Genomic DNA, 24538 nt, shown 5'->3' with positions numbered 1-24538 from the left:
AGGGTTTTATGTAGTTTAGTTGTTTTATTTATATAATCAAATTCATTTTGATGAAAAAACAACTACTTCTAGCATTTTTTATTATTGTCTCTATATCCCTTTATAGCCAAAAAGAAGCAAATGTTTGGTACTTTGGAAATAATGCAGGGCTCGATTTTAACTCAGGAAGTCCAATAGCTTTAAATGATGGATTATTGAAAACTGATGAAGGTTGTTCATCTATTTCTGACGAAAACGGGAACCTTTTATTTTATTCAGATGGTATTAATATTTGGACGAAAAACCATGAACTATTGCGTTACTCTAACGGTAATTTAGCTGATGACCTGCAAGGTAACCCTTCAAGTTCACAGTCTGGTTTAATTATTCCAAACCCAGAAGATAAAAACCTTTACTATATTTTTACAGTGGGGACAGATTTTATTGGAAATCTTCCTTACCCTGACAATCCGGGGTTTAGGTTTTACACCATAGATATTTCTAAAGGAAATGGAGGAGAAATTATTTCTGGCCCTGTTAACCTTTCTAACGGTCGAGATAGAGAATGGTCTGAAAAAGTTACAGCCGTTCAAGGAAAAGACTGTAGAGAAATATGGATTTTATCTATCGTACAAGATACTTTTTACGCCTATAAAATTGATAAAAACGGAGTGGACTCTACAAACCCTATTACCTCATCTTCATCTTACTATTTAAGAGATAAAAGAGGATATTTAAAAACATCTCCAGATGGAAGTAAAGTAGCACTTGCTGACTTTACAAATGATGGAAGTGGAAAATTAGTTTTATACGATTTTGATAACGCAACAGGTAAAGTAGCTTCTAACGGGCTAATTCTTACAAGTGGTCCAACTGATGGTTCTCCTTATGGTGTTGAGTTTTCTCAAGAATCTACAAAACTATACTCTTCTTTATATCATGAAAACAGTAACTCTTTCAGAGTTTTTCAATATAATTTATTAGATGCTAACATCGCACAAACTAAAACTCAAGTTCATCAAGAGCAAGGTTATAGAGGTGCTTTACAATTAGCTCCAAACGGAAAGATATATGCTTCCATACCAGATAGAGCCTATTTGGGAGCTATAGAGAATCCAGAAGATAATGCTACTGATATTCAATATACTTCAAACGCTGTAAACTTAGGTGGCGCCATGTCTTCACAAGGATTACCTCCTTTTATTCAGTCGTTTTTTGCACCTGTAAAATTAATCAATCTAGCTAATAATGAGGTTTTAAACAATAGCAACCAAGTTTTTTGTATTGGAGAAAGTTATCAAATTCAACCAGAAAAAAACAACCCTAGCGATACATATACATGGTTTAAAGATGGAAAAGAAATAGCCAAAACAAGAATATTAACTGTTGATAACACTAATTTTGGAAGTGGTTTATACGAAATAAAAATAGAATCTAATTCTTACTGTAAAAAAACATTCACTGGTAAAGTCCAAATAACATTTGAACCAAAACCTACAATTAATCCGATTCAACCTTATATACAATGTGATTTCGACAGTAATCCTATTGATGGTTTTACAACTTTTAACCTAGAAGTATTAGAAAATGCTTTAGTAAATAACCTTACTGAAGTTACAATTGATTTTTTTGAAACATCTGATACTAGTTTTTCATCACCAATTAACAAAAATAATTACACTAATTTAACAGCAATAAACCACTCTATAACAGTTAGAGTTACTAATAATATAACAAAATGCTATCAAACGGATATTATTAATTTACAAGTAAACCCAACGGGATTAACTTCTTATAGCAATGAATACATCCATGAATTAGATCTAAATGCATCTAATCCTGATGCTAAATTTAGCATTGGTACTAATAACGGTTTTCTTGACTTCTCTTTGAAGACGCAACAAATAATTAATAATTCAGGAGGGTCCCTATCAGAAAATACTCACGATTTTCAATACTATAGAACAGCAGAAGATGCTTCCTTACAAATAAATCAAATTATCCCCCCATACGAAGATGACTTATTTACCAACAATTCTGATGTATATGTTAGAATTTCAAATAAAGGAACCACATCTTGTGAAGCAGTTGGTAATTTTAAAATTTTTGTAGAAAAAATCCCTGTCCCTCAAGGTAACTTAAATAACATTATCCTATGTGTTGACAACCCAAGGTTAACCCCTCAACCTCATACAGTTGAATTAAATGCCGATACAGGTAATGCTACAGACACATACAAATGGTATCTAGATGGTAAATTACTCTCTGGAGAAACATCAGCTATATACAATGCTAATTCTTCAGGAGAATATAAAGTTGAAGCCTATAGAACTCACCCAAACATCACTTCCCCTTTTATGGGATATAATACATTTTTTGTAAAAGAGTCTAACCTAGCATTAATAGTAAATATTAAATCAGTAGACGATCAAGACAATCCTGATAGTAATAAAATAGAAATTACTGTAGATGGAATTGGTAATTATGAGTTTGCTTTAAATAGCACAGATCTTAGTGATTTTGCTAAAGGAGACGAAAACCTTACTTATACATTTACTAATATTCCTCCCGGACTTAACTCTATTTTTATTAGAGATCGTAACGGATGTGGAATTACTACATCTAATCAGGTTTCAACTATCTATTTTCAACGTCATTTCACCCCAAATAATGACGGACATTTTGATACATGGAAAGTTTTAGGTGTCGATAATGATTACTATGATGTTGTTAAAGTTCAAATTTTTAATCGCTTTGGAAAATTAATTAATGAAATTACTGATAAAAATAGTCAGGGTTGGGATGGTATATACAACGGTACTATTCTTCCTTCAAATGATTATTGGTACAATGCTGAGTTAATTGATAAAAGTGGAAGAACCCGAAAAAAGACAGGGCATTTCTCTTTACTGAGGAAATAATTTACACATTTATGAAAAAGACATTTTTTTTTAGTTTATTTTTTATTTGCTTACACGTATTTGCTCAAAATGATTGCTCAGATGCAATCGTAGTTTGCGGTAACAGTGGTTTTCAAAACTTAAATGCTACCGGTGTAGGTATTCAAGAGCTTTCAGGTTCAAATACATGCTCTAGCCAAGAAAATAATAGTTTATGGATTAAAATTAAAATTGATAAAGGAGGAACATTAGGTTTTACACTTACTCCTACCAACTCAAATGGTAGTCATAATACAGATATTAATATCGATTTTGATTTTTTTATCTTTGGACCAAATGTAAGTTGTGGAAACATCGGTCAAGCCATACGCTGTTCTACTACAAACCCAGCAGCAAGTAACCAAGGAAATAACCTAACAGGTATTAGAGCATCTGAAACAGATGTCTCTGAAGGCCCAGGCCCTCAAGGCAATAGCTTTGTTCGTTCATTAAATGTAAACGATAATGATTCTTATTTTTTGGTCATTGATAGGCCTATAGGTAATAGTAGTTTCAAAATTGATTGGACTGGTAGTGCTACTTTTAACAAGCCTCCAACAATCAATCCTCCGACAGTTGGTCAATCGTACGACTTGGAAGAATGTGACAGCGATGGTACTTTCGATAATAGCACTAATTTTGACCTTACTACCAACGACAATCTAATATTAAACGGTCAAACAGATGTTAAAATTAGCTATCATTTGAGTAATAATGATGCTCAAACTAACACAAACCCTATTCCAAATCCAAATACCTTTAAAAACACAAGCAATCCTCAAAAAATATTTATACGGTTAACAAACATAAAATCAGAATGTTTCTCTGTAACCGATTATAATATTATTGTAAACAACAATATTAATGTTACTCCTCCATCAGATTATATTGTATGTGATGATACTGATAGTGGAAGCAATACCGATGGTTTATATAGTTCTTTTTTACTCTCTTCAAAAGATAATGAAATTTTAGGTATGTTAGACCCAAATACACATACCATAAACTACTATCATAGTCTTTCAGATGCACAAAACAACTTAAACCCTATTAACAAAAACTCTCTTTATACTAATTTTTCAAAAAATACTCAAACTGTTTTTGTTAGAGTTGAGAATAATGTTGGATGCTTAAATACTTCAACTAGTTTTAATCTAATTATAAATCCTGTTCCCTCATTTATTATGTTACCTCCTTATCAGCAATGTGATTTTGACAACAATCCTGCTGATGGTTTTACTACATTTAACTTACAGAGTAAAGAAGCAGAGTTATCAAATAACGATACAAATATGACTGTTCTCTTTTTTAACGATCAAACTGATTTTGACAATAACAGACCAATAACATCACCACAAAATTACACTAACACTTCATCTTTCAACCAAACACTACTTGTAAAAATTATAAATAATACAACACAGTGCTTCAATACAGGAAGCTTAGATTTAGTTGTTAACTCATCTGGTCTAGATACTTTTGACGACATGTATTCTTGTGAACTAGACATTAATGCTTCTAACCCTAATGCTACTCAAAGTATAGGTAGTCAAAACACATTCTTTAATTTTGATATAAAAAAGAATGATATTATTACAAAATCAAATGGCGCGTTAACAAGTAACACCCATTCTATTGAGTTTTATAGAACAGCAAACGATGCCTCATTACAAACAAACAAAATTCTACCTCCATATGATGATGATTTATTTACTAATAACACAGAAGTATTTGTAAGAATTATATCAAAAAATAACAACGCTTGCGAAAGTGTCGGTAAGTTTACCCTACATGTTATAGATTTGCCTGTCCCTCAAGGTAATTTAAGTAACATTATCCTATGTGTTGATAACCCAAGGTTAAATCCTCAACCACATACGACCCTTTTGAATGCTGATTCAGGAAATACTGCTGACACTTACAAGTGGTATTTAAATGGAAAATTACTCTCTGGAGAAACATCAGCTGTATACAATGCTTATGCTTCAGGAGAATATAAAGTTGAAGCCTATAGAACTCACCCAAACATCATTTCCCCTTTTATGGGATATAATACATTCTTTGTAAAAGAATCCAATCAAGCCTTAGTCATAAATATTAAATCAATTGACGATCAAGATAATCCAGATAATAATAAAATTGAAATTACTGTGGACGGAATTGGTGATTATGAGTTTGCTTTAAATAGTACAAACCTTAGTGACTTTGTTAAAGGAGATGAAAATCTTTCATACACATTTACCAATATTCCTCCTGGACTAAATTCTATTTCAATTAGAGATCGTAACGGATGTGGAATTACTACATCTAATCAGATTTCAACTATCTATTTTCAACGTCATTTCACCCCAAATAATGACGGACATTTTGATACATGGAAAGTTTTAGGTGTCGATAATGATTACTATGATGTTGTTAAAGTTCAAATTTTTAATCGCTTTGGAAAATTAATTAATGAAATTACTGATAAAAATAGTCAGGGTTGGGATGGTATATACAACGGTACTATTCTTCCTTCAAGTGATTATTGGTACAATGCTGAATTGATAGACTCTAATGGGAAAGTTAGAAAAAAGACAGGACATTTTTCATTAATTAGAAAGTAAGTTTATAATCAAACAGATAATAAATACGGATAGTTTAATTGAAAAGCTATCCGTATTTTTGTTGAATGAACTTCGAATTAAACTCAGAATTTAAACCTACAGGTGATCAACCCCAAGCGATTAAACAATTAGCTAATGGGATTTTAGTTAATGAAAAGTACCAAACACTTTTAGGTGTTACTGGTTCAGGAAAAACATTTTCTGTTGCCAACGTAGTGGCAGAAGTAAATCGACCAACACTTGTTTTAGCCCATAACAAAACCTTAGCTGCTCAATTATACTCTGAGTTCAAGCAGTTCTTTCCCAACAATGCTGTGGAGTATTTTGTTTCATACTATGATTACTATCAACCCGAAGCTTATATTCCTGTTACGGGAACGTACATTGAGAAAGATCTGTCTATCAATGATGAAATAGAACGCTTGCGAATTAGTACTTCCTCTTCCCTTCTTTCAGGACGTCGAGATGTATTGGTGGTAGCCTCGGTATCTTGTTTGTATGGTATTGGGAATCCTACTGAATTTAAAAAGAATGTGATTACGATTGAAGTTGATCAACAAATTTCTCGCACCAAATTTTTACATCGCTTAGTAACCAGTTTATATGCCCGTACAGAAATTGAAATAAAAAGTGGAACTTTCAAAGTGAAAGGTGATGTGGTTACCATTTATCCGTCGTATGGAGATAATGGGTATAAAATTCATTTTTTTGGTGATGAAATCGAAGAAATTGAGACCTTTGACATAGAAACTAATGAAATTATTACACGTTTAGAAAAACTCAATATTTATCCCGCCAATTTATTTGTAACTTCTCCAGATATACTACAAAATGCCATTCATCAAATTCAGGAAGATATGGTAAAACAAGTAGATTACTTTAAAGAAATCGGTAAACATCTAGAAGCAAAACGTTTACAAGAGCGCACCGAATTCGACTTAGAAATGATTCGCGAGCTGGGATATTGTTCAGGAATTGAAAATTATTCTCGTTATTTAGACGGTCGAGAAGCAGGTACACGACCTTTCTGTTTGTTAGATTATTTTCCTGATGATTATTTGATGGTGATTGATGAAAGTCACGTAACCGTTCCACAAGTTCACGCAATGTACGGAGGAGATAGAAGCCGAAAAGAAAACTTGGTAGAATACGGATTCCGTTTACCTGCCGCCATGGATAACCGTCCATTAAAGTTTGAAGAATTTGAAGACTTGCAAAATCAAGTGATTTATGTTTCGGCAACTCCAGCTGATTACGAATTACAAAAAACCGAAGGTCTATTTGTAGAGCAAGTTATTCGACCTACAGGACTGTTAGATCCTGAAATTGAAGTTCGACCGAGTTTAAATCAAATTGATGATTTAATTGAAGAAATTCAAATTCGTATAGAAAAAGACGAACGTACTTTGGTTACCACACTTACCAAACGTATGGCAGAAGAATTAGCCAAGTACTTAACTCGTATTCAAGTACGTTGTCGTTATATTCATTCTGATGTTGACACCTTAGAACGTGTAGAAATTATGCAAGACTTACGTAAAGGCTTGTTTGATGTACTCATTGGAGTAAACTTACTTCGTGAAGGATTAGATCTTCCAGAAGTCTCTTTAGTAGCTATTTTAGATGCTGACAAAGAAGGTTTTTTACGTTCACACCGTTCGTTAACACAAACCGTAGGTCGTGCTGCACGTAACGTAAATGGAAAAGCAATTATGTATGCAGATAAAATTACCAATAGCATGCAACTCACCATTGACGAGACCACTCGTAGACGCGAAAAACAAATTAATTACAACACAGCACATGGAATTACACCAAAGCAAATCAACAAAAGGATAGACAATACTTTATCTAAAAACGCGATTACTTCGTATCATTACGATAATGCCACACAAAAAGCTGCAGAGCAAGATTTAGAATACCTATCAAAACAAGAAATAGAAAAACGTATACGCGACAAACGCAAACAAATGGAAGAAGCTGCCAAAGCTTTAGACTTTTTAGTTGCAGCGCAATTACGTGATGAAATTGAAGTTTTGAAAGAAAAATTGTGATTCTATAAAAATCATGTATTTTTATAGAAAAAATGCAAAAATTTTTAACTTCACTTTTTACTATAATTACTTTAGGTGCTTATGCTCAATTGAAAGATACTATTTTTCTTAATGAAAATTCTATAAAACTCACTAAAGAAGCGTATTTTTCAAACGAAAAAAATGAGCATTTTTTTCATTTCAAAACACAAAAAGATTCAACTACAACAATCCTAATAAAAGTTGCTCAAAGAAAATATGGGAGAATTGATATCAATACCCATAATAAAATAAAAAAATATCTTTTCTTTTTATCTAACAAAGAAATTGACTCATCAAAAACTATTATTATTAATTATTTCCCAAAGCAAGACAACTGCTGTATTCCTAACAATCCTTGGAGCATTGCTAGTATTAAAAGTTTTAAGCGTTTCGTTCAAAAATTAAAGAATAAAGAACATATATATCAGTTTTTTATTTTTAAAGATACACGTACAGTTAATAACTTTAGTGATTACTTTTCTTGGTACGCAGATAAAGAGTCAATTATAGAAAAAGCGTTCTTTAAATTCCAATATCCTTGTTACAGTTATATCATTATTAAACCTAATGGGAACTATTTTACATTTAGAGGAGAATATTATGCACCAGAAATAATAGGTTTCCTAAGTAGGTAAACTTTTGAAGCTTTAAATCTCTTTGTTTAAAACAAAAAACCTCACTGTAACAGTGAGGTTTTTAAATATATTACTAAGAATTAATTAAAAAAAGCTTTAAGTTAAGCACCTAAAACTTCCCCTACTTTGTCAGCAGCCTCTTGGAACTCAGTAGCTGAGATTATCTCCATTCCGCTATTGTCTATTAATTCTTTTGCTTCTTTAGCATTTGTTCCTTGTAAACGACAAATAATAGGCACATTAATTTTGTCTCCCATATTTTTATAAGCATCTACTACACCTTGAGCAACACGATCACAACGAACGATTCCTCCAAAAATATTTACTAAGATAGCTTTTACATTAGGGTCTTTTAAAATGATTCCGAAAGCAGTTTCAACACGCTGTGCATCTGCAGTACCACCAACATCTAAGAAGTTAGCTGGATCACCACCTGCTTGCTTAATTAAATCCATAGTTCCCATTGCTAAACCAGCTCCGTTTACCATACATCCAACATTACCATCTAAATCTACATAGTTTAATCCTGCAGCTTTAGCTTCTACCTCAATTGGATTTTCTTCACGTAAATCACGCATTGCTGCATAATCTTTATGACGATATAATGCATTCTCATCTAACGATACTTTAGCATCTACTGCCATAATTTTATCATCAGATGTTTTTAATACTGGGTTAATTTCAAACATCGAAGAATCAGACTTGATGTATGCAGTATATAAAGCAGTAACAAATTTTACCATTTCTTTTAAAGCCCCACCGCTTAAACCTAAATTAAAAGCAATTTTACGAGCTTGAAAAGGTAATAATCCTGTTCCTGGATCAATTTCTTCTGTAAAAATTAAGTGTGGAGTTTCTTCTGCCACAGTTTCAATATCCATACCTCCTTCAGTAGAGTACATAATCATGTTTCTACCCGTAGCACGGTTTAATAAAACTGACATATAAAATTCATCTGGCTCACTATCACCAGGATAATATACATCCTCAGCAATTAACACTTGGTTAACTAACTTTCCTTCTGCTGAAGTTTGAGGAGTTACTAACATCATTCCTAAAATATCATCAGAAATGCTCTTTACTTCGTCTAAGTTTTTAGCTAACTTAACACCTCCACCTTTTCCACGACCACCTGCGTGTACTTGAGCTTTGATTACGTGCCAACCAGTACCTGTTTCTTCTGTTAATTTTTTTGCTGCTTCAACAGCTTCTTCTGGAGTATTTGCAACAATTCCGCGTTGAATACGAACGCCAAAACTGCTTAATATTTCTTTACCTTGATATTCGTGTAAGTTCATTAGATATGAATTTTTAAAAGTCGAACAAAAATACAAATTCAATTTATAATACCTTATAATTTGTACTTTAATTTATAATTAAATCAAGTTTTATTTAATTTTCATTCTACTATTTTTTTAACATTTAAACTTTTAACATTCTTTTTTTTAACACGTTTTTACTGTAATTAACATGATTTTATGATTTATTAATCCAAATCATAATAATTTAGCGCGACAACTAACACTATACATCAATAAATTATGCTTAAGATTTTAGCATTTATTATAACTTGTTTCTTCTTTATTGAAGTTACAACCGCCCAAACCATTAATAAAAATAGAAAAAAACTAAATGTAGTACGTGTAGATACCCCTCCAAAAATTGACGGAAAATTAGATGATGCTGCTTGGAAAAATGTTCCTGCCGCAAAAGATTTTGTGATGATGCGTCCTGATAACGGAAAAGCAGAACCTGACGCCCATAAAACAGTAGTAAAATTAGTATACGATGATAATGCTATTTACATCAGTGCTAAAATGTATGATCCTGAACCTTCAAAAATACCTGCTGAGTTTACTAACAGAGACAATATTGGTAACAGCGATTTCTTTTTAATAACTATCAACCCTAACGACGACGGACAAAATCCTTTTGAGTTTATTGTAACCAGTTCAGGTGCGCAAGCAGACTCTAAAGTATCAAACGGAAATGAAGATTTTAATTGGAGTGCTGTATGGGACAGTGATTTTAGCATTAATGAAGACTCTTGGGTTGTAGAAATGAAAATTCCATATAGAGCTTTGCGTTTTGCTAATACTCCTGTTCAATCATGGGGAATCAATTACCACAGAAAAGTGCTCAATTTAAATGCTCAATTCACTTGGAATCATATTGATAATCAACAAGGAAATTGGACTCAATATGATGGTTTATATGAAAACTTCACCAACATAAAACCTCCTACCCGATTAAACTTTTATCCATATGCATCAGCAACTACGACCACTAAAGATGGTAATACTGACTTTGATTGGAGTGTAGGTATGGATGTAAAATATGGAATTACCGAAAACTTTACCTTAGACGCTACTTTAATTCCTGATTTCAGTCAAGTAGGTTTTGACAATGTTACCTTAAACTTGGGCCCTTTTGAACAGCAATTTACAGAACAACGTCAGTTTTTTACTGAAGGAACTGAATTATTTAGTAAAGGACGTTTATTTTATTCAAGAAGAATTGGAGGCAGACCAATAGATCAATTTTCTGGTGAACGAAAAGATGATGATGAGTTTATTGATGGAAAAAAAATAAATGATGAAGTTATAGATGTTCCTGATAAAGTTCAAATGCTAAACGCCATAAAAATATCTGGAAGAACCAAAGGAGGTTTAGGAGTAGGATTCTTTAATGCCATTACCGAAAAAACAGAAGCTACTGTTGAAAGAACTGAGCAAACAATTAATGGATTAGATACTATTAGCAATGTGAGTACATACAAAACTACAGTTAATCCATTTTCTAACTATAATATTATGGTATTAGATCAGCAGTTTAATCAAAACTCATCTATTACCTTAATTAACACCAATGTAACTCGTGACGGAAGATTTAGAGATGCTAATGTTACTGGATTACTCTGGCATGTTGAAGATAAAAAAAGTAGGTATAATATCGACGGTAGTTTTAAAATGAGTAATATTTCTGACGACGAAGATGATCCAAATACAGGATATGCTTTTGATACCAGTATTGGTAAACAATCAGGAAATTGGCGAGGAGAAATTGGATATAATTTTGAAAATAAAGACTACAACCCTAACGATATGGGGATTCTTTTTAGCAACAACGAACAAGCTATTTATGGTTTTGTTGGCTATCGATTATTAAAACCTAAAGGAATATTCAATAATTATAGAATTAATGTTTTTTATGATATTAACTTCTTACACAATCCAGGAACGTATGTAGGTACAAATGTTAGTTTATCTTTTGGCGCTGATACAAAAAAGCGATTCAGTTTTGGAGGAAACTTGAATTATAGCACAGAACGAAAAGATTTTTTTGAACCTAGACAAGGAACTACTAGTGGAGTTTATTTTAACAGACCTGAAAGGCTAAATGTAAATCATTGGGGGTCTACTGATTATAGAAAAAAGTTTGCAATAGACTACGATTGGTATTATACTTTTTACAAAAACAACCCTAAAGAAGATTATGGGTTTAGAGTTTCTCCTAGATATCGTTTCACTAATAAGTTTTCTTTGATTTATGGTTTTAGATATGGCAAAACCAATAACGGTCAGGGGTATGTTACAAAGATTGATAAAGATGATGTAGAAGAAAAACCTTTATTAGCTTCTTTAAAAGATCACATTATTTTCGGGCAACGAGATTGGGATACTTATGACAATTCATTAACTGGAAAATACACATTTAGTACAAAATCAGCAGCGTCGTTATCGTTTAGACATAATTGGAGTAAAGTTCCATATTTAGGTCTATTTTATAGTTTAAATGAAGAGAACGGAGAACTTGTTTCAAATAATTATCAAGGAGAACACGATAAAAACTTTAATAGTTGGAACTTAGATTTGAACTATCAATGGCAATTTGCTCCTGGTAGTCAATTGATTTTTTTCTACAGAAACTCAATAAGGCCTGATCATGATTTTGCTCCGGCTAATATTGATTTTAAAGATAACATCTCAAAACTTTTTGACCAAAGTATGCAGCATAGATTCTCTGTTCGATTGGTTTATTTTATCGATTACAACAACATCAAAAATATAATTTAAATACTCGTTCATTTATTATTTGAAATCAGGTGAGCTCTAAAGTTTATCTGATTTCTTTTTTATACATTCGTACTAAGAAAATAACACTATGATTGTTGCTAAAAACATCCACAAACATTACGGAGAGGTAGAAATATTAAAAGGCGTTGATCTTCATATAAAAAAAGGAGAAATCGTCGCTATTGTTGGTCCATCAGGAGCAGGAAAAACAACCTTATTACAAATTTTAGGAACTTTAGATAAGCCCTTAAAAAATCAGAGCTACGAATTATTGGTCGATGGTGTTTCTATAAAAGATTTAAACGATATAAAAGTTTCTGCTTTCCGAAATAAACATATCGGATTCATTTTTCAATTTCATCAGTTGTTACCAGAGTTTACTGCCTTAGAAAACGTTTGTATTCCTGCCTTTATCGGAGGAAAAGGAAAAGTAGAAACCGAAAAAAGAGCCAAAGAATTACTAGCCTTTTTAGGATTATCACATAGAGAAAACCACAAACCTAACGAGCTTTCTGGAGGAGAGCAACAACGTGTTGCTGTTGCTAGAGCTTTAATTAACGAACCTTCTGTTATTTTTGCAGATGAACCTTCTGGAAACTTGGATTCAACCTCAGCAAAAAACTTACATGAACTGTTTTTTAAGTTACGTGATGAGTTTGGCCAAACGTTTGTATTAGTTACACACAACAAAGAATTAGCAAAAATGGCTGATAGAACACTTACAATGAAAGACGGAATTATTGTTGAATAGTGTAACTATTTAAAGTTTCTTGCTACTAACTAATAAATCAATTCAATGAAAGAAACTTTTCAAGAGCTCATTACCTATTTAAAAAATCCTGTTTTAGAAAAAGATACTAACCAAGATATTTCATATCGATTTCAAAAATTCTTTCATTTACTTATTATAAGTATTATAACAGGTGCTGTATTATCTCCTCTTTTTATCCTTATTCAAGAATTGGGTTGGGTAAATATGAATGAACATGCCATGGAAGAATTATTGAAAGAACACCCTAAATGGTTTATTGCTTTTTTAGCAATTATTTTGGCTCCTTTGTTTGAAGAATTATTTTTTAGAGCTCCCATTACTTTATTTCATCGTAAGAAAACATTTAAAATAAGTTTCTATGTCTTTGCTATACTTTTTGGTTTGGTACACTTAACCAATTTTGGTATTACCACAAACGTACTTTTATTAGCTCCAATACTAGTAGCTCCGCAAACTATTTTAGGCGGTTATTTAGGATTTATTAGAGTTCGTTTTGGCTTAGGGTGGAGTATATTATTACACGCTTGCTATAATGCTTTCTTTGTTTTGCTTAGTTTTGCAGGAGATTTAGCATAAAATGAACAAAAAGGAGCTTAAAGAGTTTTTAGACGAAAAAGTAATACAGTACAACAATCCTGATTTTATTGATAGTGATCCTATTCAAATTCCACACCAATTTTCAGTAAAAGAAGATATTGAAATTGCTGGTTTTTTAGCAGCAACTATTGCTTGGGGAAATCGTAAAATGATTATTAACAACTCCCATAAAATGATGGATTTAATGGGAAGTTCTCCTTATGATTTTGTTCTCAATCATTCTGAAGAAGATTTAGCTAATTTTGACGGATTTGTACACAGAACATTTAATGCCGATGATTTTAAGTTCTTTGTTCAAGCATTAAAAAACATCTATCAGAATCATGGGGGATTAGAAGCTGTTTTAAAACCAAAAGATAAAGTAGATAATTACCAACATGCTATACATCGTTTCAAACAAGTTTTTTTTGAAATCCCTCATCAACCAAGAATTCTAAAACATGTTTCTGACCCTTTAAAAGGCTCTGCATCTAAAAGAATTAATATGTTTTTACGTTGGATGGTTCGCGATAATACCACTGGAGTCGATTTAGGCATATGGAAAACACACTCGTCAGCACACTTACATTGTCCGTTAGATGTTCACACAGGAAATATTGCTAGAAAACTAAAAATACTTACTAGGAAGCAAAATGATTGGAAAGCTATTCAAGAACTTGATCTTACTTTAAGAACGTTTGATAAAAAGGATCCTGTGAAATATGATTTTGCCCTTTTTGGTTTAGGTGTATTTGAAAAGTTTTAATTTTTTTACATTTACAAAAAATTATATTAGTATGAAAAACTGTTTTGACAAAATGATGTCTCTTGATATTTATACATCTAACTTAACTAATGATGAGTATTCTAAAATAGCCAATAATCTTACACTCGCTTCCAAAAAAAGTATAAATATTTTAAGTTGGGGAATTCAACAGTTATTTATGAGTTCAACAGTTTCTAATGATATTAATGTTTTAAAAAACTTACGTAAAAACTACAACTGGAAAAATAACATAACTTCTATTTTAAACGAGAACTATTATGAAGCGCTTGTATTAACAGATGTTACAAAAAAAATTATTTGGGCTAACGATGGCTTCTCTAAAATGACTGGATATGACATTGATTTTGTTATTAACAAAACTGGACGTTTTTTTCAAGGAGAAAAGACAAAAGAAAGTACTCGAAAACGAATTAGAAATAAATTATTAAAAGGGAAACCTTTTAAAGATATTATTGTTAATTATAGAAAAGATAAGTCCTACTACAAGTGTGAGTTATATATCATTCCTTTATATAAAAACAGCCCTACAGAAGTTACTCATTTTTTAGCTTTAGAAAAAGAAATAGCTTAGCATAGTGCAACAATTCATCCATTATTTTTTACATTTCGGATTTCCTGTTTTTATCGCTTTCTTCTTTTTTAAAAAAAATTGGATAAAAGTTGCTATAACACTACTAGCAACTATGCTAGTAGATATAGATCACTTATTAGCAATCCCTATATTTGACCCAAACCGATGTAGTTTTGGGTTTCACCTATTTCATTCCTACTATGCTATTGGAGTGTATGTTATTTTACTTTTTTTTAAAAGACCATACAACATTATTGGCTTAGGGCTATTATTACATATGCTAACCGACTTTATCGATTGTTTGTTTATGTACAACACTTGTAGTTCTTGCCTAGAAAATGCTCCTGCTCAAAGACTATTAGAAGCTATAAATAAATTACTTTTTTAGCTGTAAATCACAGTACCAAAAACTTCTATCATAGTTTTTAGTAGTCGTTTCTTCTGATTTCTTAGTTTTCTTTGAATCTTGATAACAATTGTCATCATCGTTTTTATGTAACGTATACGATTTCAATACCTTCTCTCCTATTTCAAACTCCACAGGTTTCTTAAAAATAGGACCGTCATAACAAAACGTATGGAACTCTCCATTCTCCCCACAAACATCAACTCCATCAGGAAGTTCATTAATAAAACCTTCATCAATAACTCTCCCTACAAATTCTTCTCCTAGCAATTTTGCATTCACACAAACAGTAATTGTTTTAAAGCCTAAATCTAAAAACTCTCTAAGTAATTCTTTTGTATCTTGTTTCCAAAGTGGGTAAACACCAGTAATTCCAACCTCTTGTAGCTTCGAATCGCGATATGCTCTCAAGTCTTCCAAGAAAATATCACCAAAAATACCATTTACAAGTCCTGCTTCTTTTAACTCCGCAGTCTTCTCTTTCATTCTTTGATTATATAAATCCATTGTAACCTCAGCTGGAAAATATATTTTTTCTAAAGGAATACCAATGCTTTCAGTCTGTGCATTCAGTAAATCCTCATGTAAACCATGCATTGAAACACGCTGATAATCTTGATTTACATTTGTAATCAATTTTTGTACATCGTATTCTTTTTGTTGTAAAATTTTATACAATGCTAATGACGAATCTTTTCCTGAACTCCAGTTAAAATAGGCTTTTTTCATGCGACAAATATGCATAAAAAAACCTGCATTGCGCAGGTTTGATTTTATTTTCTCTTTTGATTTAAAGGAACTGGTCTTTCTTGTTTTACTACTGGTTTTCCGTGCAAGTCAAAATCACCTGCATCAAAAATTTCAATATCGATAAACTCTCCTAGTTTGATATAATACTCACGAGCATCAACAATTACGTCATTATCTACATCTGGTGAGTCAAACTCGGTACGTCCGTAATAGTACTCTCCATCTTTTCTATCGAATAAACATTTGAACGTCTTTCCTATTTTCTCTTGATTCAATTCCCAAGAAATTTGCGACTGCACTTCCATGATTTCATTCACCCTTCTAAACTTTACATCCGCAGGTACATCGTCTTCTAAAACATACGCTCCTGTATTTTCTTCATGCGAGTATTCAAAAGCTCCTAAACGCTCAAAACGCATCTCTTCTACCCAGTCTTTTAATTCTTGGAATTGCTCTTCAGTTTCTCCCGGATATCCAACAATTAATGTTGTACGAATTGCCATGTTTGGCACTGCCTCTCGAAATTTATGAATCAGCGAAGTCGTTTTTTCGTGCGTTGTACCACGCTTCATCGACTTTAAAATTTCGGTATTGATATGCTGTAACGGAATATCTAGATAATTACAAACCTTTGGTTCGTTCTTCATCACTTCTAGCACATCCATCGGAAAACCAGTTGGAAAGGCATAATGCAAACGAATCCATTCTATACCTTCAACTTTTACTAATTCTTTTAATAAATCTGCTAAAGCACGCTTTTTATAGATATCCAATCCGTAATAGGTTAAATCTTGTGCGATTAGCATAATTTCCTTAATCCCTTTTTCTGCCAATTTCGTTGCTTCTGTAACCAAATCTTCAATTGGTGTCGATTTATGCTTGCCACGCATTAACGGAATGGCACAGAACGAACACGGGCGGTCACATCCTTCTGCAATCTTTAAATATGCATAGTGTTCAGGTGTCGTTGTTAAACGCTCACCAATTAACTCATGCTTATAGTCTGCTTCTAAAACTTTTAACAAATTTGGTAAATCGTGTGTACCAAAATACTGATCTACATTGGTAATTTCAGCTTCTAAGTCTGGCTTATAACGTTCGCTTAAACACCCCGTAACAAACACTTTATCTACTTCACCTTCTTCTTTCTTCTGTGCGTAGTGTAAAATAGTTTCTACACTTTCTTCTTTGGCTTTACCAATAAAACCACACGTATTAATTACTACAATATTTCCATCGTCATTTTCATCTTCATGAACCACTTCTTTACCATTAGCTTTTAACTGCCCCATTAACACTTCACTATCGTAAACGTTTTTAGAGCAACCTAAAGTAACTACATTAATTTTGTTTTGTTTTGTTGTTTTGGTACGCATACTATAAAAATTCGGTGTGCAAAGATACGTTTTAATTGAACTTCTTTAACTTTAAACCCTTAAAAATTAGTTTGATTGAAAATCTGTTTTCGCATATATTTGTAGCTATAAAAATTGCTTACACTTTAAATTACTATGAAAAAAACTATTTCTGTTCTCTTCTTACTATTATTTTTATCATGCTCTAATAATGATAATATACCTCCTGAAAACACAAAACCAGAACAATTAATATTAGAAAACATTAGCTTTTATGGAAATGAAGTAACCATAGATTGGAATGATGTTTTAGATATTGACAATGATATTATATATTATAGTCTATACATTAACTCTGTCTTAGTTACAGAGACAACTTATTCTAACTATACTTTTCATTTAGAATATAATAATGAATATGAAGGAAAAATAATAGCAACGGATAAGAAAGGTGGAGTCTCTGAATTAAATTTTACATTTGAGAGTCCTAAAAGTAAAATTCTTTTCATTCCTATAGCTTCAAATGATTTAATTGCTTATGATTTAATAACCAATGAAATATTGTGGAAATCCAAGACCTATTCTCTCATAGAAGCCCACACTGGACATAAAAACCTTATTTTTTCGGGTATAAACGGAAATGCGTTAAATATTCTTTCAGGAAAACCTATATGGAGCATAAATCCAAATATAGACACCAATGATGAATTTTATAGAGATATAATAACAGATGACACTTATTTATATACCTTTGATGTTTATTCTAATTTACAATGTTTTTCTATTGAAAAACAAGAAAAATTGTGGGAACGTAGATTTAATTTTACAACACCGCTATCTATAGATGATTCAAAATTATATATATCAAACGAAAATTATTTTGAGGTAGTAGATAAAGTTTCTGGAAACGTAACATGGAATTTCAAACCTGACAACAATACACACGCTGCTCTTGAAATAAACACCAATCCGTTAATACATGAAGGCTATATTTACATTGGGGATAATATAGGTCGATTTTATTCTTTAAATAAAAATACTGGAACTTTAAACTGGACTTTTAACGCAGGGCTTTTTAATGGATTTGAAAATTCGCCAACTATTTATAATAACTATATTATTACTGCAACCGCTAGAGATTTATATGCTCTTGATAAAGAAAATAATAGTGTAAAATGGAGTTATCACAAAAATAACGGAGTTATAGAATCATCTCCTTTTGTGTACAGCGATAATATTTATATCGGAATTTCTAACTCCACTGATGGTAGTGGTGAACTAATTTGCTTTGACGCTGATAATGGAAATATAAAGTGGAAATATAATTTACAAAAGAAGACTACAAGTTCTCCAATTGTATATGAAAATACCGTTTATATTGGAGATTGGAATAAAACCTTTTATGCTATTGATGCTAGCTCAGGTAACTTAAAATGGACTTTACAAACAGAAGAAATTATAACTAAATCACCTACTATTATTATAGGTAATAGTGATATTGTAATTTACCCAAGTTCATATGGCTTAAAGAATTAAAACTATACTTAAATAAATAAAAATGATAAAGAAAATTATATCTATTACTTTTACAATACTAATGTTTGTCTCTTGTTCAAAAGATGATGAACCAGAATCTCCAATTATTTTAAGTTCTGAAAGTAAAATCACTTCATTTACATTAAAGGTAAATGATGAAGTTATAAATGGGAATATAGACCAAACAGCTAAAACCATAGTTTTTAATGTTGTAGGTGCTGAAATCTCAGCATTAACTCCTTCTATTGAATACTCTACTGGAGCAACTATATCTCCCTTAGAAAATGAAAGTCAAAATTTCAATAACGAAGTCCCTTATACAGTATATGCTGAAAATGGGGAAACAAGTATTTATAGAGTTCAAGTTAATAATAGACCTCTAAGTTCTGAGAATAAAATTCTTTCTTTTTCTGTCATCTTGAATAATCAAACTATTGATGCAGAAATTAATCAAGATTCTAACATAATAAGTTTTAACACTGGAGAATTAGATATAAGCTCTCTTACCCCTACAATTTCAATTTCAGAGTACGCTTCAATTTCTCCTAACAATTCTAATAGCCAAAATTTCGAAACACCTGTAACATATACTGTTACAGCAGAAAATGGTGAACAACGTGAGTACAAAGTAATAGCAAACATGCCTGTAATAAATAATTATAGAAGCTATTATCTTTATTACATTAGAGCTAACATGGTAATTTCAGGAAAATTTATAGATCCAAGTAAACCTGGAGCAGAAATATATTTAACTGATGGCACAAATAAATATTATTTACCTATTTTAAACTATGAGAGTTATTCTTCACAAGAGAGAGTCACTACTTTCAATATTAATACTAAAATTCCTGAAAACATCCCTACAAACACTAACTATAAAATAATTTATAAAACAAATTTAGTAGAGATTGAATCTGATCAGTTTATTGATATTTTGGCAGAAAATGCACCTAAAATAATATCTACAAATCAAAACTCTTATAGCTATGGAGATAATTTAATTATTACTGGTGAAAACTTAACAGATTATATTGGGGTTCCTTCAAATGGAAGCTTTTACCAGTTTAATCCTAATGGTAGTATTGATGCAACTCTAAATCCTGAAAAGACAGAATATAACTTATTAATGGATGGGAGTTTTGTTCGCAGTGCCTTTTTCAACAATAATTTAACTGAAAGAACAGTTATATTTATAGGATCAGAAGGAAGAATGGGAGATCAAATTAATATTAATGTTAATAATTAGAATGTTTATTCATCTAATAAAGCAAAAACTCCACTTTAATAGTGGAGTTTTTTAATTTTTATAAATTATATGATATTATTTTTTTATACAAAAAAAGAATCAACAAATTCGTGTTTGTTAAATACTTGTAAATCATTAATACCACCTCCTACTTCAATATACCACAAAGAGCTTCTCTTCTATTTACACATTTAAAACTTGTTTGATTTTTAAACTTGTTTTAGATAACTTCGCTACTAATTGAACTTTATATTAAAGAATGGACGAACTCAAAAAATTGCTACATGACTTAATTGGACTTACTGAAAATGAGTTTAAAACATTTTATAATCAATTAGAAAAAAAAGAGTATAAATCAAAAACATTAGTTATTAAAGAAGGGAGAAAAGCTAAGGATTTATACTTTATTGAATCTGGTTTTTTTAGAACATTTAAAAATATAGAAGGTAAAGAGTTTACAACCTATTTTTCTTGCGATAACCAGTTTATAACAGTTTTTGATAGTTTTATATACCAAACTCCTTCTCTTGAATTTCTAGAAGCTATTGAAGATAGCGTAGTTTATAAAATTTCTTTTGAAAGTTTAACTCAATTATATAAAGAATCTCCCAACTTTGAGAAGTTTGGTAGAGTTTTAGCTGAGCAAAATCACCTTTGTGCACAACAAAGAGTTCTAACTATGCAAACAAAATCGGCTAAAAAAAAGTATTTAGACTTTATTAAAAACTATGATAAAAAAATTGTTTTAAGAGCTCCTCAATACCAAATCGCAAGCTTTCTTGGTATAGCTGCCGAATCTTTGAGTAGGATTCGAAAAGAAGTTACTATTTCCTAACATTTGTCAAGATAGAAATAAATTACTGTCATTTTCTTTGTCTTTATAAATTATAAAAACAAATACAATGAAAATTGCATCATTAGTAAAATACGCTACATTATTAATCTTACTCATTTTTATAACCAGTGTTACTTTTAAATCATGTTCAATTAATCCAGAAGCTTGGTTTCCTCCTACACCTCCTAAATTAGTAGGCGCGCTTCATGAAAATGAACTACTAAGCTCAACTCAACACATCGATTTAGACGGTTGGTATGGGCCTGAGGATATTGCAGTAGATAATCAAGGAAATCTATATTGTGGAGTTCATATTTCTGAAACAGACTTTTCAGATGGTAGAATTTTAAAAATTGACACATCGGGAAAAGTTTCTGTGTTTTGTAATACTGAATCTTGGGTTGCTGGTCTGCATTTTGACAGCAATCAAAATCTAATTGCTTGTGACTTAAAAAGAGGTTTAATCAGTGTAGATAAAAAAGGAAAAATTACCACTTTAGCAAGTGAAGATGAAAACGGGAACAAGTTTCTTATCCCCAATGATGTAGACATTGCTTCTGATGGAACTATTTACTTTACCAATACTTCTTCTAAAATTCCTTTTAGTAGAACACATATTTGGAAACTATTAATGGAAGCTAAACCTGATGGAGGTCTTTATAGTTACAATCCGAAAACCAAAGAAGTAAAAACACTTATAGAGGGTACTTATTTCGGAAACGGTGTTGCGGTTTCTCAAAAGGATGACTTTGTGTTAATGGTAGATTTGGCTAAATATAGAATTCTTAGATACTGGTTAAAAGGCAGTAATAAAGGAACAACAGATATTTTTCTTGATAACCTACCTGGTTTTCCTAATGGAGTTTCTAGAAGAACCGATGGTAGTTTTTGGCTTGGTTTTTCAACTAAAAGAGATTCTTCTTTAGATGAAATACACTCTAAACCTCTTGTAAAAAAGTTAGTATATGGTCTTCCTCTATTTTTACAACCTAAAGTAGCTCGCTATGGAATGATTATGCATTTGAGTGCTGATGGAGAGATTTTAAAAACTTATTATGACACGACTGGTAAAGTTGTGTCAGAAGCTAGTTCTGTTGAAGAGCATGAGGGATATCTTTATCTCGGCGGAGATGTGTCTGGTTATATTGGAAAATACAAATTAGAGAATTAAAATAAAAACTCCCGAATTGGGAGTTTTTATTTTATATGTAGTCCTATTAATGATAATCAACTGGAGTCTTTCTTGCTTTCGTTAGTTTCTCAAAAGCATACCCTAGCTGCAATAATTCTTTTTCAGTAAAAGGCTTCCCTATAAACGTTAAACTAACAGGTTCTCCAGAGTTTTTATATCCCATAGGAACTGTTAATGTCGGATACTTCGCTACTGCTGCAATACCAGAATGATAATTATTAATAGATAGAATAACATCTAAATTTTGAGTTTTTAAATCTTGTAAAAACTTTTTACCATTAAAACTCAAACTATCTTTTACAACTTCTAACTGTGCTAAAGTTGTTGTGTCTTTTATTATTCCTTCAAATAACTGTTGTCCGTAAGGAGCTCTTTTTATAGAGTCTTTTTTATTAAACTCAATCACATCTTGTATATTTTTTACTGTTAGATTTTTGTTTCCATAAATAGATAAGTATTTCGGTAAATCATGTTTCATATCTATATTCAACAGTGTAATAAATCCATCAAAAGAAATTTCAGGTGGTATTATCTCAATAATTTCTGCACCAGCTTCTTGTAACTTTTCTACACTTGCTTTATAAATAGAATCTGTTAAAATAGGTTTTAGCACTCCTATTCTTTTTCCTTGGATTGTGTAGCTTTCATTAAGTAATTCTTTAGGTTTAAAATCTTCTATTTCTAAAGAAGCAGCATCCTCATTATCTTTTCCTAGCATCGCTTCAAATAAAATAACATTGTCTACGACACTTTTAGTCATCGGACCTGGAGTATCTAACGTACTTGAAATCGGAACAATTCCTGAGCGACTTAAAACACCAATTGTTGGTTTTAATCCAACCACTGAGTTTTGACTTGATGGTGAAGTTATAGACCCTGCTGTTTCTGTACCTACAGCAGCTACGGCATAGTTTGCTGCTACAGAAACTCCACTTCCTGAGCTAGAACCTCCTGTTTCAAAAACTTTTCTTCCATAAGGATTTAAGGTTTGCCCTCCAGTGGCACTATACCCTAACGGACAATCTTCACAAAAGAAGTATGCCCATTCACTTAAGTTTACTTTTCCTAAAATTAATGCTCCCGCTTCTCTTAATTTTTTGACAATAAAAGCATCCTTGTCAGTTGAGTTGTTTTGTAAAGCTACAGCTCCAGCAGTCGTTATCATTCCTGCGGCATCAATATTATCCTTTATCAAAATTGGAATTCCATTCAAGGAAAATTCATTTGCTTCTTTTGATTCTTTATCTTTTGCTCTTGCTTCTTCTAATACCTTTGGATTTAGAGATATAATTGCATTCAAATACTTTGTACTATCACTTTCAAACTTTCGTATTCTATATAAATAGAATAATGTTAGTTTTTCGTACGTGAGTTTTTTATTTGTTATGCTCTTTTGAATAGTTGGAATATCTTTTTCTAAAATTAATGGCTTTAGTTGTTGATATTCTTCTTCTGAAAATCTTGATAGCTCCTTTTCAAAAGGTTTGAGTTCTTTATTTAAATCTAAAAAATGAGACTGAAGTAATTTAAACTGCATTCTCTTTTTCTCGTGATCTTGCTGTTTTTCTATTTCTGATGATTCATCATAGCTTTTAAAATATACCTTTACAGCTTTTTGCTTACATGCACTTATAAATAGAAGAGTTAATAATAAAAAAGTAGCTTTTCTCATTGGTCAAATATTTGATACTCAAATGTAATTATAAAAATTGAAAAGCTTTATTTAGGATAACAAAACTGCCTTATTATCTAAACTCTAATAGTTGATAATATACGGAAATTATTATTTAGAATGGTTTGTTACGGCAAAATCTCCCCAGTCTGCGATAGACTGAATTATAGGAATTAAGCTTTTTCCTAAATCAGTTAAAGAATACTCTACTTTTAATGGTGGTTTTGAGGTGTACACTTTTCTTTTTATTACACCATCTTCTTCCAAGGCTTTTAACTGTAAACTTAAAGTTCGTTCTGTAACCATTGGAATTTCTTTTCTTAACTCACTGTAACGAAGCGTTCCTTTTATTAAATGAAAAAGAATTACTGTTTTCCATTTCCCACCAATAACTCCCATAGTAAGACTCGTACAGCAAGGGAACTCTCTTCCTTTAAACTTAAGTGTTTTAGATTCTTGTACCTCCATAATTTATACTATCCTTTTTGACCGTTATTGCAAAGATAAAAAACTATACTTACTTTTGATAC

The 24538-nt window shown here is 31.4% G+C and carries 19 protein-coding genes; 14 read left to right on the top strand and 5 right to left on the bottom strand.

Features of this window, described 5'->3' with window-relative positions; all coding sequences use genetic code 11:
* The first annotated feature begins 50 nt into the window (after positions 1-50).
* The 4 genes from NH341_RS14850 to NH341_RS14835 all read left to right on the top strand — a co-directional run bounded on the left by NH341_RS14850 (position 51) and on the right by NH341_RS14835 (position 8234).
* Positions 51-2900 carry a T9SS type B sorting domain-containing protein gene (locus tag NH341_RS14850; RefSeq protein WP_253057404.1) on the top strand — a complete coding sequence of 950 codons (2850 nt, stop codon included), beginning with the start codon at positions 51-53 and terminating at the stop codon, positions 2898-2900.
* Positions 2901-2911: 11 nt separating this feature from the next.
* The gene (locus tag NH341_RS14845) at positions 2912-5524 is read left to right on the top strand and encodes a T9SS type B sorting domain-containing protein (protein WP_253057402.1); all 2613 of its coding nucleotides are present in this window, start codon (positions 2912-2914) and stop codon (positions 5522-5524) included.
* 65 nt (positions 5525-5589) lie between these two features.
* Positions 5590-7578, top strand: a complete 1989-nt coding sequence (gene uvrB, locus NH341_RS14840; RefSeq protein WP_253057401.1) for an excinuclease ABC subunit UvrB — start codon at positions 5590-5592, stop codon at positions 7576-7578.
* 32 nt (positions 7579-7610) lie between these two features.
* Complete coding sequence (locus NH341_RS14835) at positions 7611-8234, top strand: hypothetical protein (protein ID WP_159615922.1); 624 nt, start codon at positions 7611-7613, stop codon at positions 8232-8234.
* Between the two features lie 101 nt (positions 8235-8335).
* Here NH341_RS14835 and sucC read toward each other — a convergent pair whose 3' ends face one another.
* On the bottom strand, positions 8336-9532 hold the full coding sequence (gene sucC, locus NH341_RS14830) for an ADP-forming succinate--CoA ligase subunit beta (protein WP_239180343.1): 1197 nt from the start codon (positions 9530-9532) through the stop codon (positions 8336-8338).
* Positions 9533-9775: 243 nt separating this feature from the next.
* Between sucC and NH341_RS14825 the strand changes: the two genes are divergently transcribed.
* The 6 genes from NH341_RS14825 (at position 9776) to NH341_RS14800 (ending at position 15404) form a co-directional block, all read left to right on the top strand.
* Entirely contained in the window at positions 9776-12310 is a 2535-nt protein-coding gene (locus NH341_RS14825; RefSeq protein ID WP_167714090.1) for a DUF5916 domain-containing protein, read from the top strand.
* A gap of 88 nt (positions 12311-12398) precedes the next feature.
* On the top strand, positions 12399-13061 hold the full coding sequence (locus NH341_RS14820) for an ABC transporter ATP-binding protein (RefSeq protein ID WP_047790643.1): 663 nt from the start codon (positions 12399-12401) through the stop codon (positions 13059-13061).
* A gap of 45 nt (positions 13062-13106) precedes the next feature.
* Positions 13107-13658 (top strand): CPBP family intramembrane glutamic endopeptidase, encoded by a 552-nt coding sequence (locus NH341_RS14815; RefSeq protein WP_047790642.1) that lies wholly within the window; start codon positions 13107-13109, stop codon positions 13656-13658.
* A gap of 1 nt (position 13659) precedes the next feature.
* Complete coding sequence (locus NH341_RS14810) at positions 13660-14424, top strand: TIGR02757 family protein (protein WP_167714091.1); 765 nt, start codon at positions 13660-13662, stop codon at positions 14422-14424.
* A gap of 31 nt (positions 14425-14455) precedes the next feature.
* A complete protein-coding gene (locus NH341_RS14805) occupies positions 14456-15016 on the top strand; it encodes a PAS domain-containing protein (RefSeq protein WP_053056780.1) in 561 nt (186 codons plus the stop codon).
* Between the two features lie 4 nt (positions 15017-15020).
* On the top strand, positions 15021-15404 hold the full coding sequence (locus tag NH341_RS14800) for a DUF6122 family protein (protein WP_196781637.1): 384 nt from the start codon (positions 15021-15023) through the stop codon (positions 15402-15404).
* Here NH341_RS14800 and NH341_RS14795 read toward each other — a convergent pair.
* Together NH341_RS14795 and rimO are read right to left on the bottom strand one after the other, a co-directional pair.
* Positions 15393-16151, bottom strand: a complete 759-nt coding sequence (locus NH341_RS14795; protein WP_073183380.1) for a diphthine--ammonia ligase — start codon at positions 16149-16151, stop codon at positions 15393-15395. The genes NH341_RS14800 and NH341_RS14795 overlap by 12 nt on opposite strands.
* A 44-nt stretch (positions 16152-16195) precedes the next feature.
* Complete coding sequence (gene rimO, locus NH341_RS14790; protein ID WP_073183382.1) at positions 16196-17548, bottom strand: 30S ribosomal protein S12 methylthiotransferase RimO; 1353 nt, start codon at positions 17546-17548, stop codon at positions 16196-16198.
* A 135-nt stretch (positions 17549-17683) separates the two neighbouring features.
* Here rimO and NH341_RS14785 point away from each other — a divergent pair, with 135 nt between their 5' ends.
* The 4 genes from NH341_RS14785 (at position 17684) to NH341_RS14770 (ending at position 22315) form a co-directional block, all read left to right on the top strand.
* Complete coding sequence (locus tag NH341_RS14785) at positions 17684-19063, top strand: PQQ-binding-like beta-propeller repeat protein (RefSeq protein ID WP_253057399.1); 1380 nt, start codon at positions 17684-17686, stop codon at positions 19061-19063.
* Between the two features lie 22 nt (positions 19064-19085).
* Positions 19086-20309, top strand: a complete 1224-nt coding sequence (locus NH341_RS14780; RefSeq protein ID WP_167714094.1) for a DUF5018 domain-containing protein — start codon at positions 19086-19088, stop codon at positions 20307-20309.
* A gap of 259 nt (positions 20310-20568) precedes the next feature.
* On the top strand, positions 20569-21144 hold the full coding sequence (locus tag NH341_RS14775) for a Crp/Fnr family transcriptional regulator (RefSeq protein WP_253057397.1): 576 nt from the start codon (positions 20569-20571) through the stop codon (positions 21142-21144).
* 67 nt (positions 21145-21211) lie between these two features.
* Entirely contained in the window at positions 21212-22315 is a 1104-nt protein-coding gene (locus NH341_RS14770) for an SMP-30/gluconolactonase/LRE family protein (protein WP_253057395.1), read from the top strand.
* Between the two features lie 46 nt (positions 22316-22361).
* Here NH341_RS14770 and NH341_RS14765 read toward each other — a convergent pair whose 3' ends face one another.
* Both NH341_RS14765 and NH341_RS14760 read right to left on the bottom strand, forming a co-directional pair.
* The gene (locus tag NH341_RS14765; RefSeq protein WP_253057393.1) at positions 22362-24008 is read right to left on the bottom strand and encodes an amidase family protein; all 1647 of its coding nucleotides are present in this window, start codon (positions 24006-24008) and stop codon (positions 22362-22364) included.
* Between the two features lie 111 nt (positions 24009-24119).
* The gene (locus NH341_RS14760) at positions 24120-24476 is read right to left on the bottom strand and encodes a helix-turn-helix domain-containing protein (protein ID WP_047790634.1); all 357 of its coding nucleotides are present in this window, start codon (positions 24474-24476) and stop codon (positions 24120-24122) included.
* Positions 24477-24538 lie beyond the last annotated feature (62 nt).

It is taken from the genome of Tenacibaculum sp. XPcli2-G, assembly GCF_024124505.1.
In the GTDB taxonomy this organism is placed as follows: domain Bacteria; phylum Bacteroidota; class Bacteroidia; order Flavobacteriales; family Flavobacteriaceae; genus Polaribacter; species Polaribacter mesophilus.
This window is presented reverse-complemented; position numbering and strand designations above follow the sequence as displayed.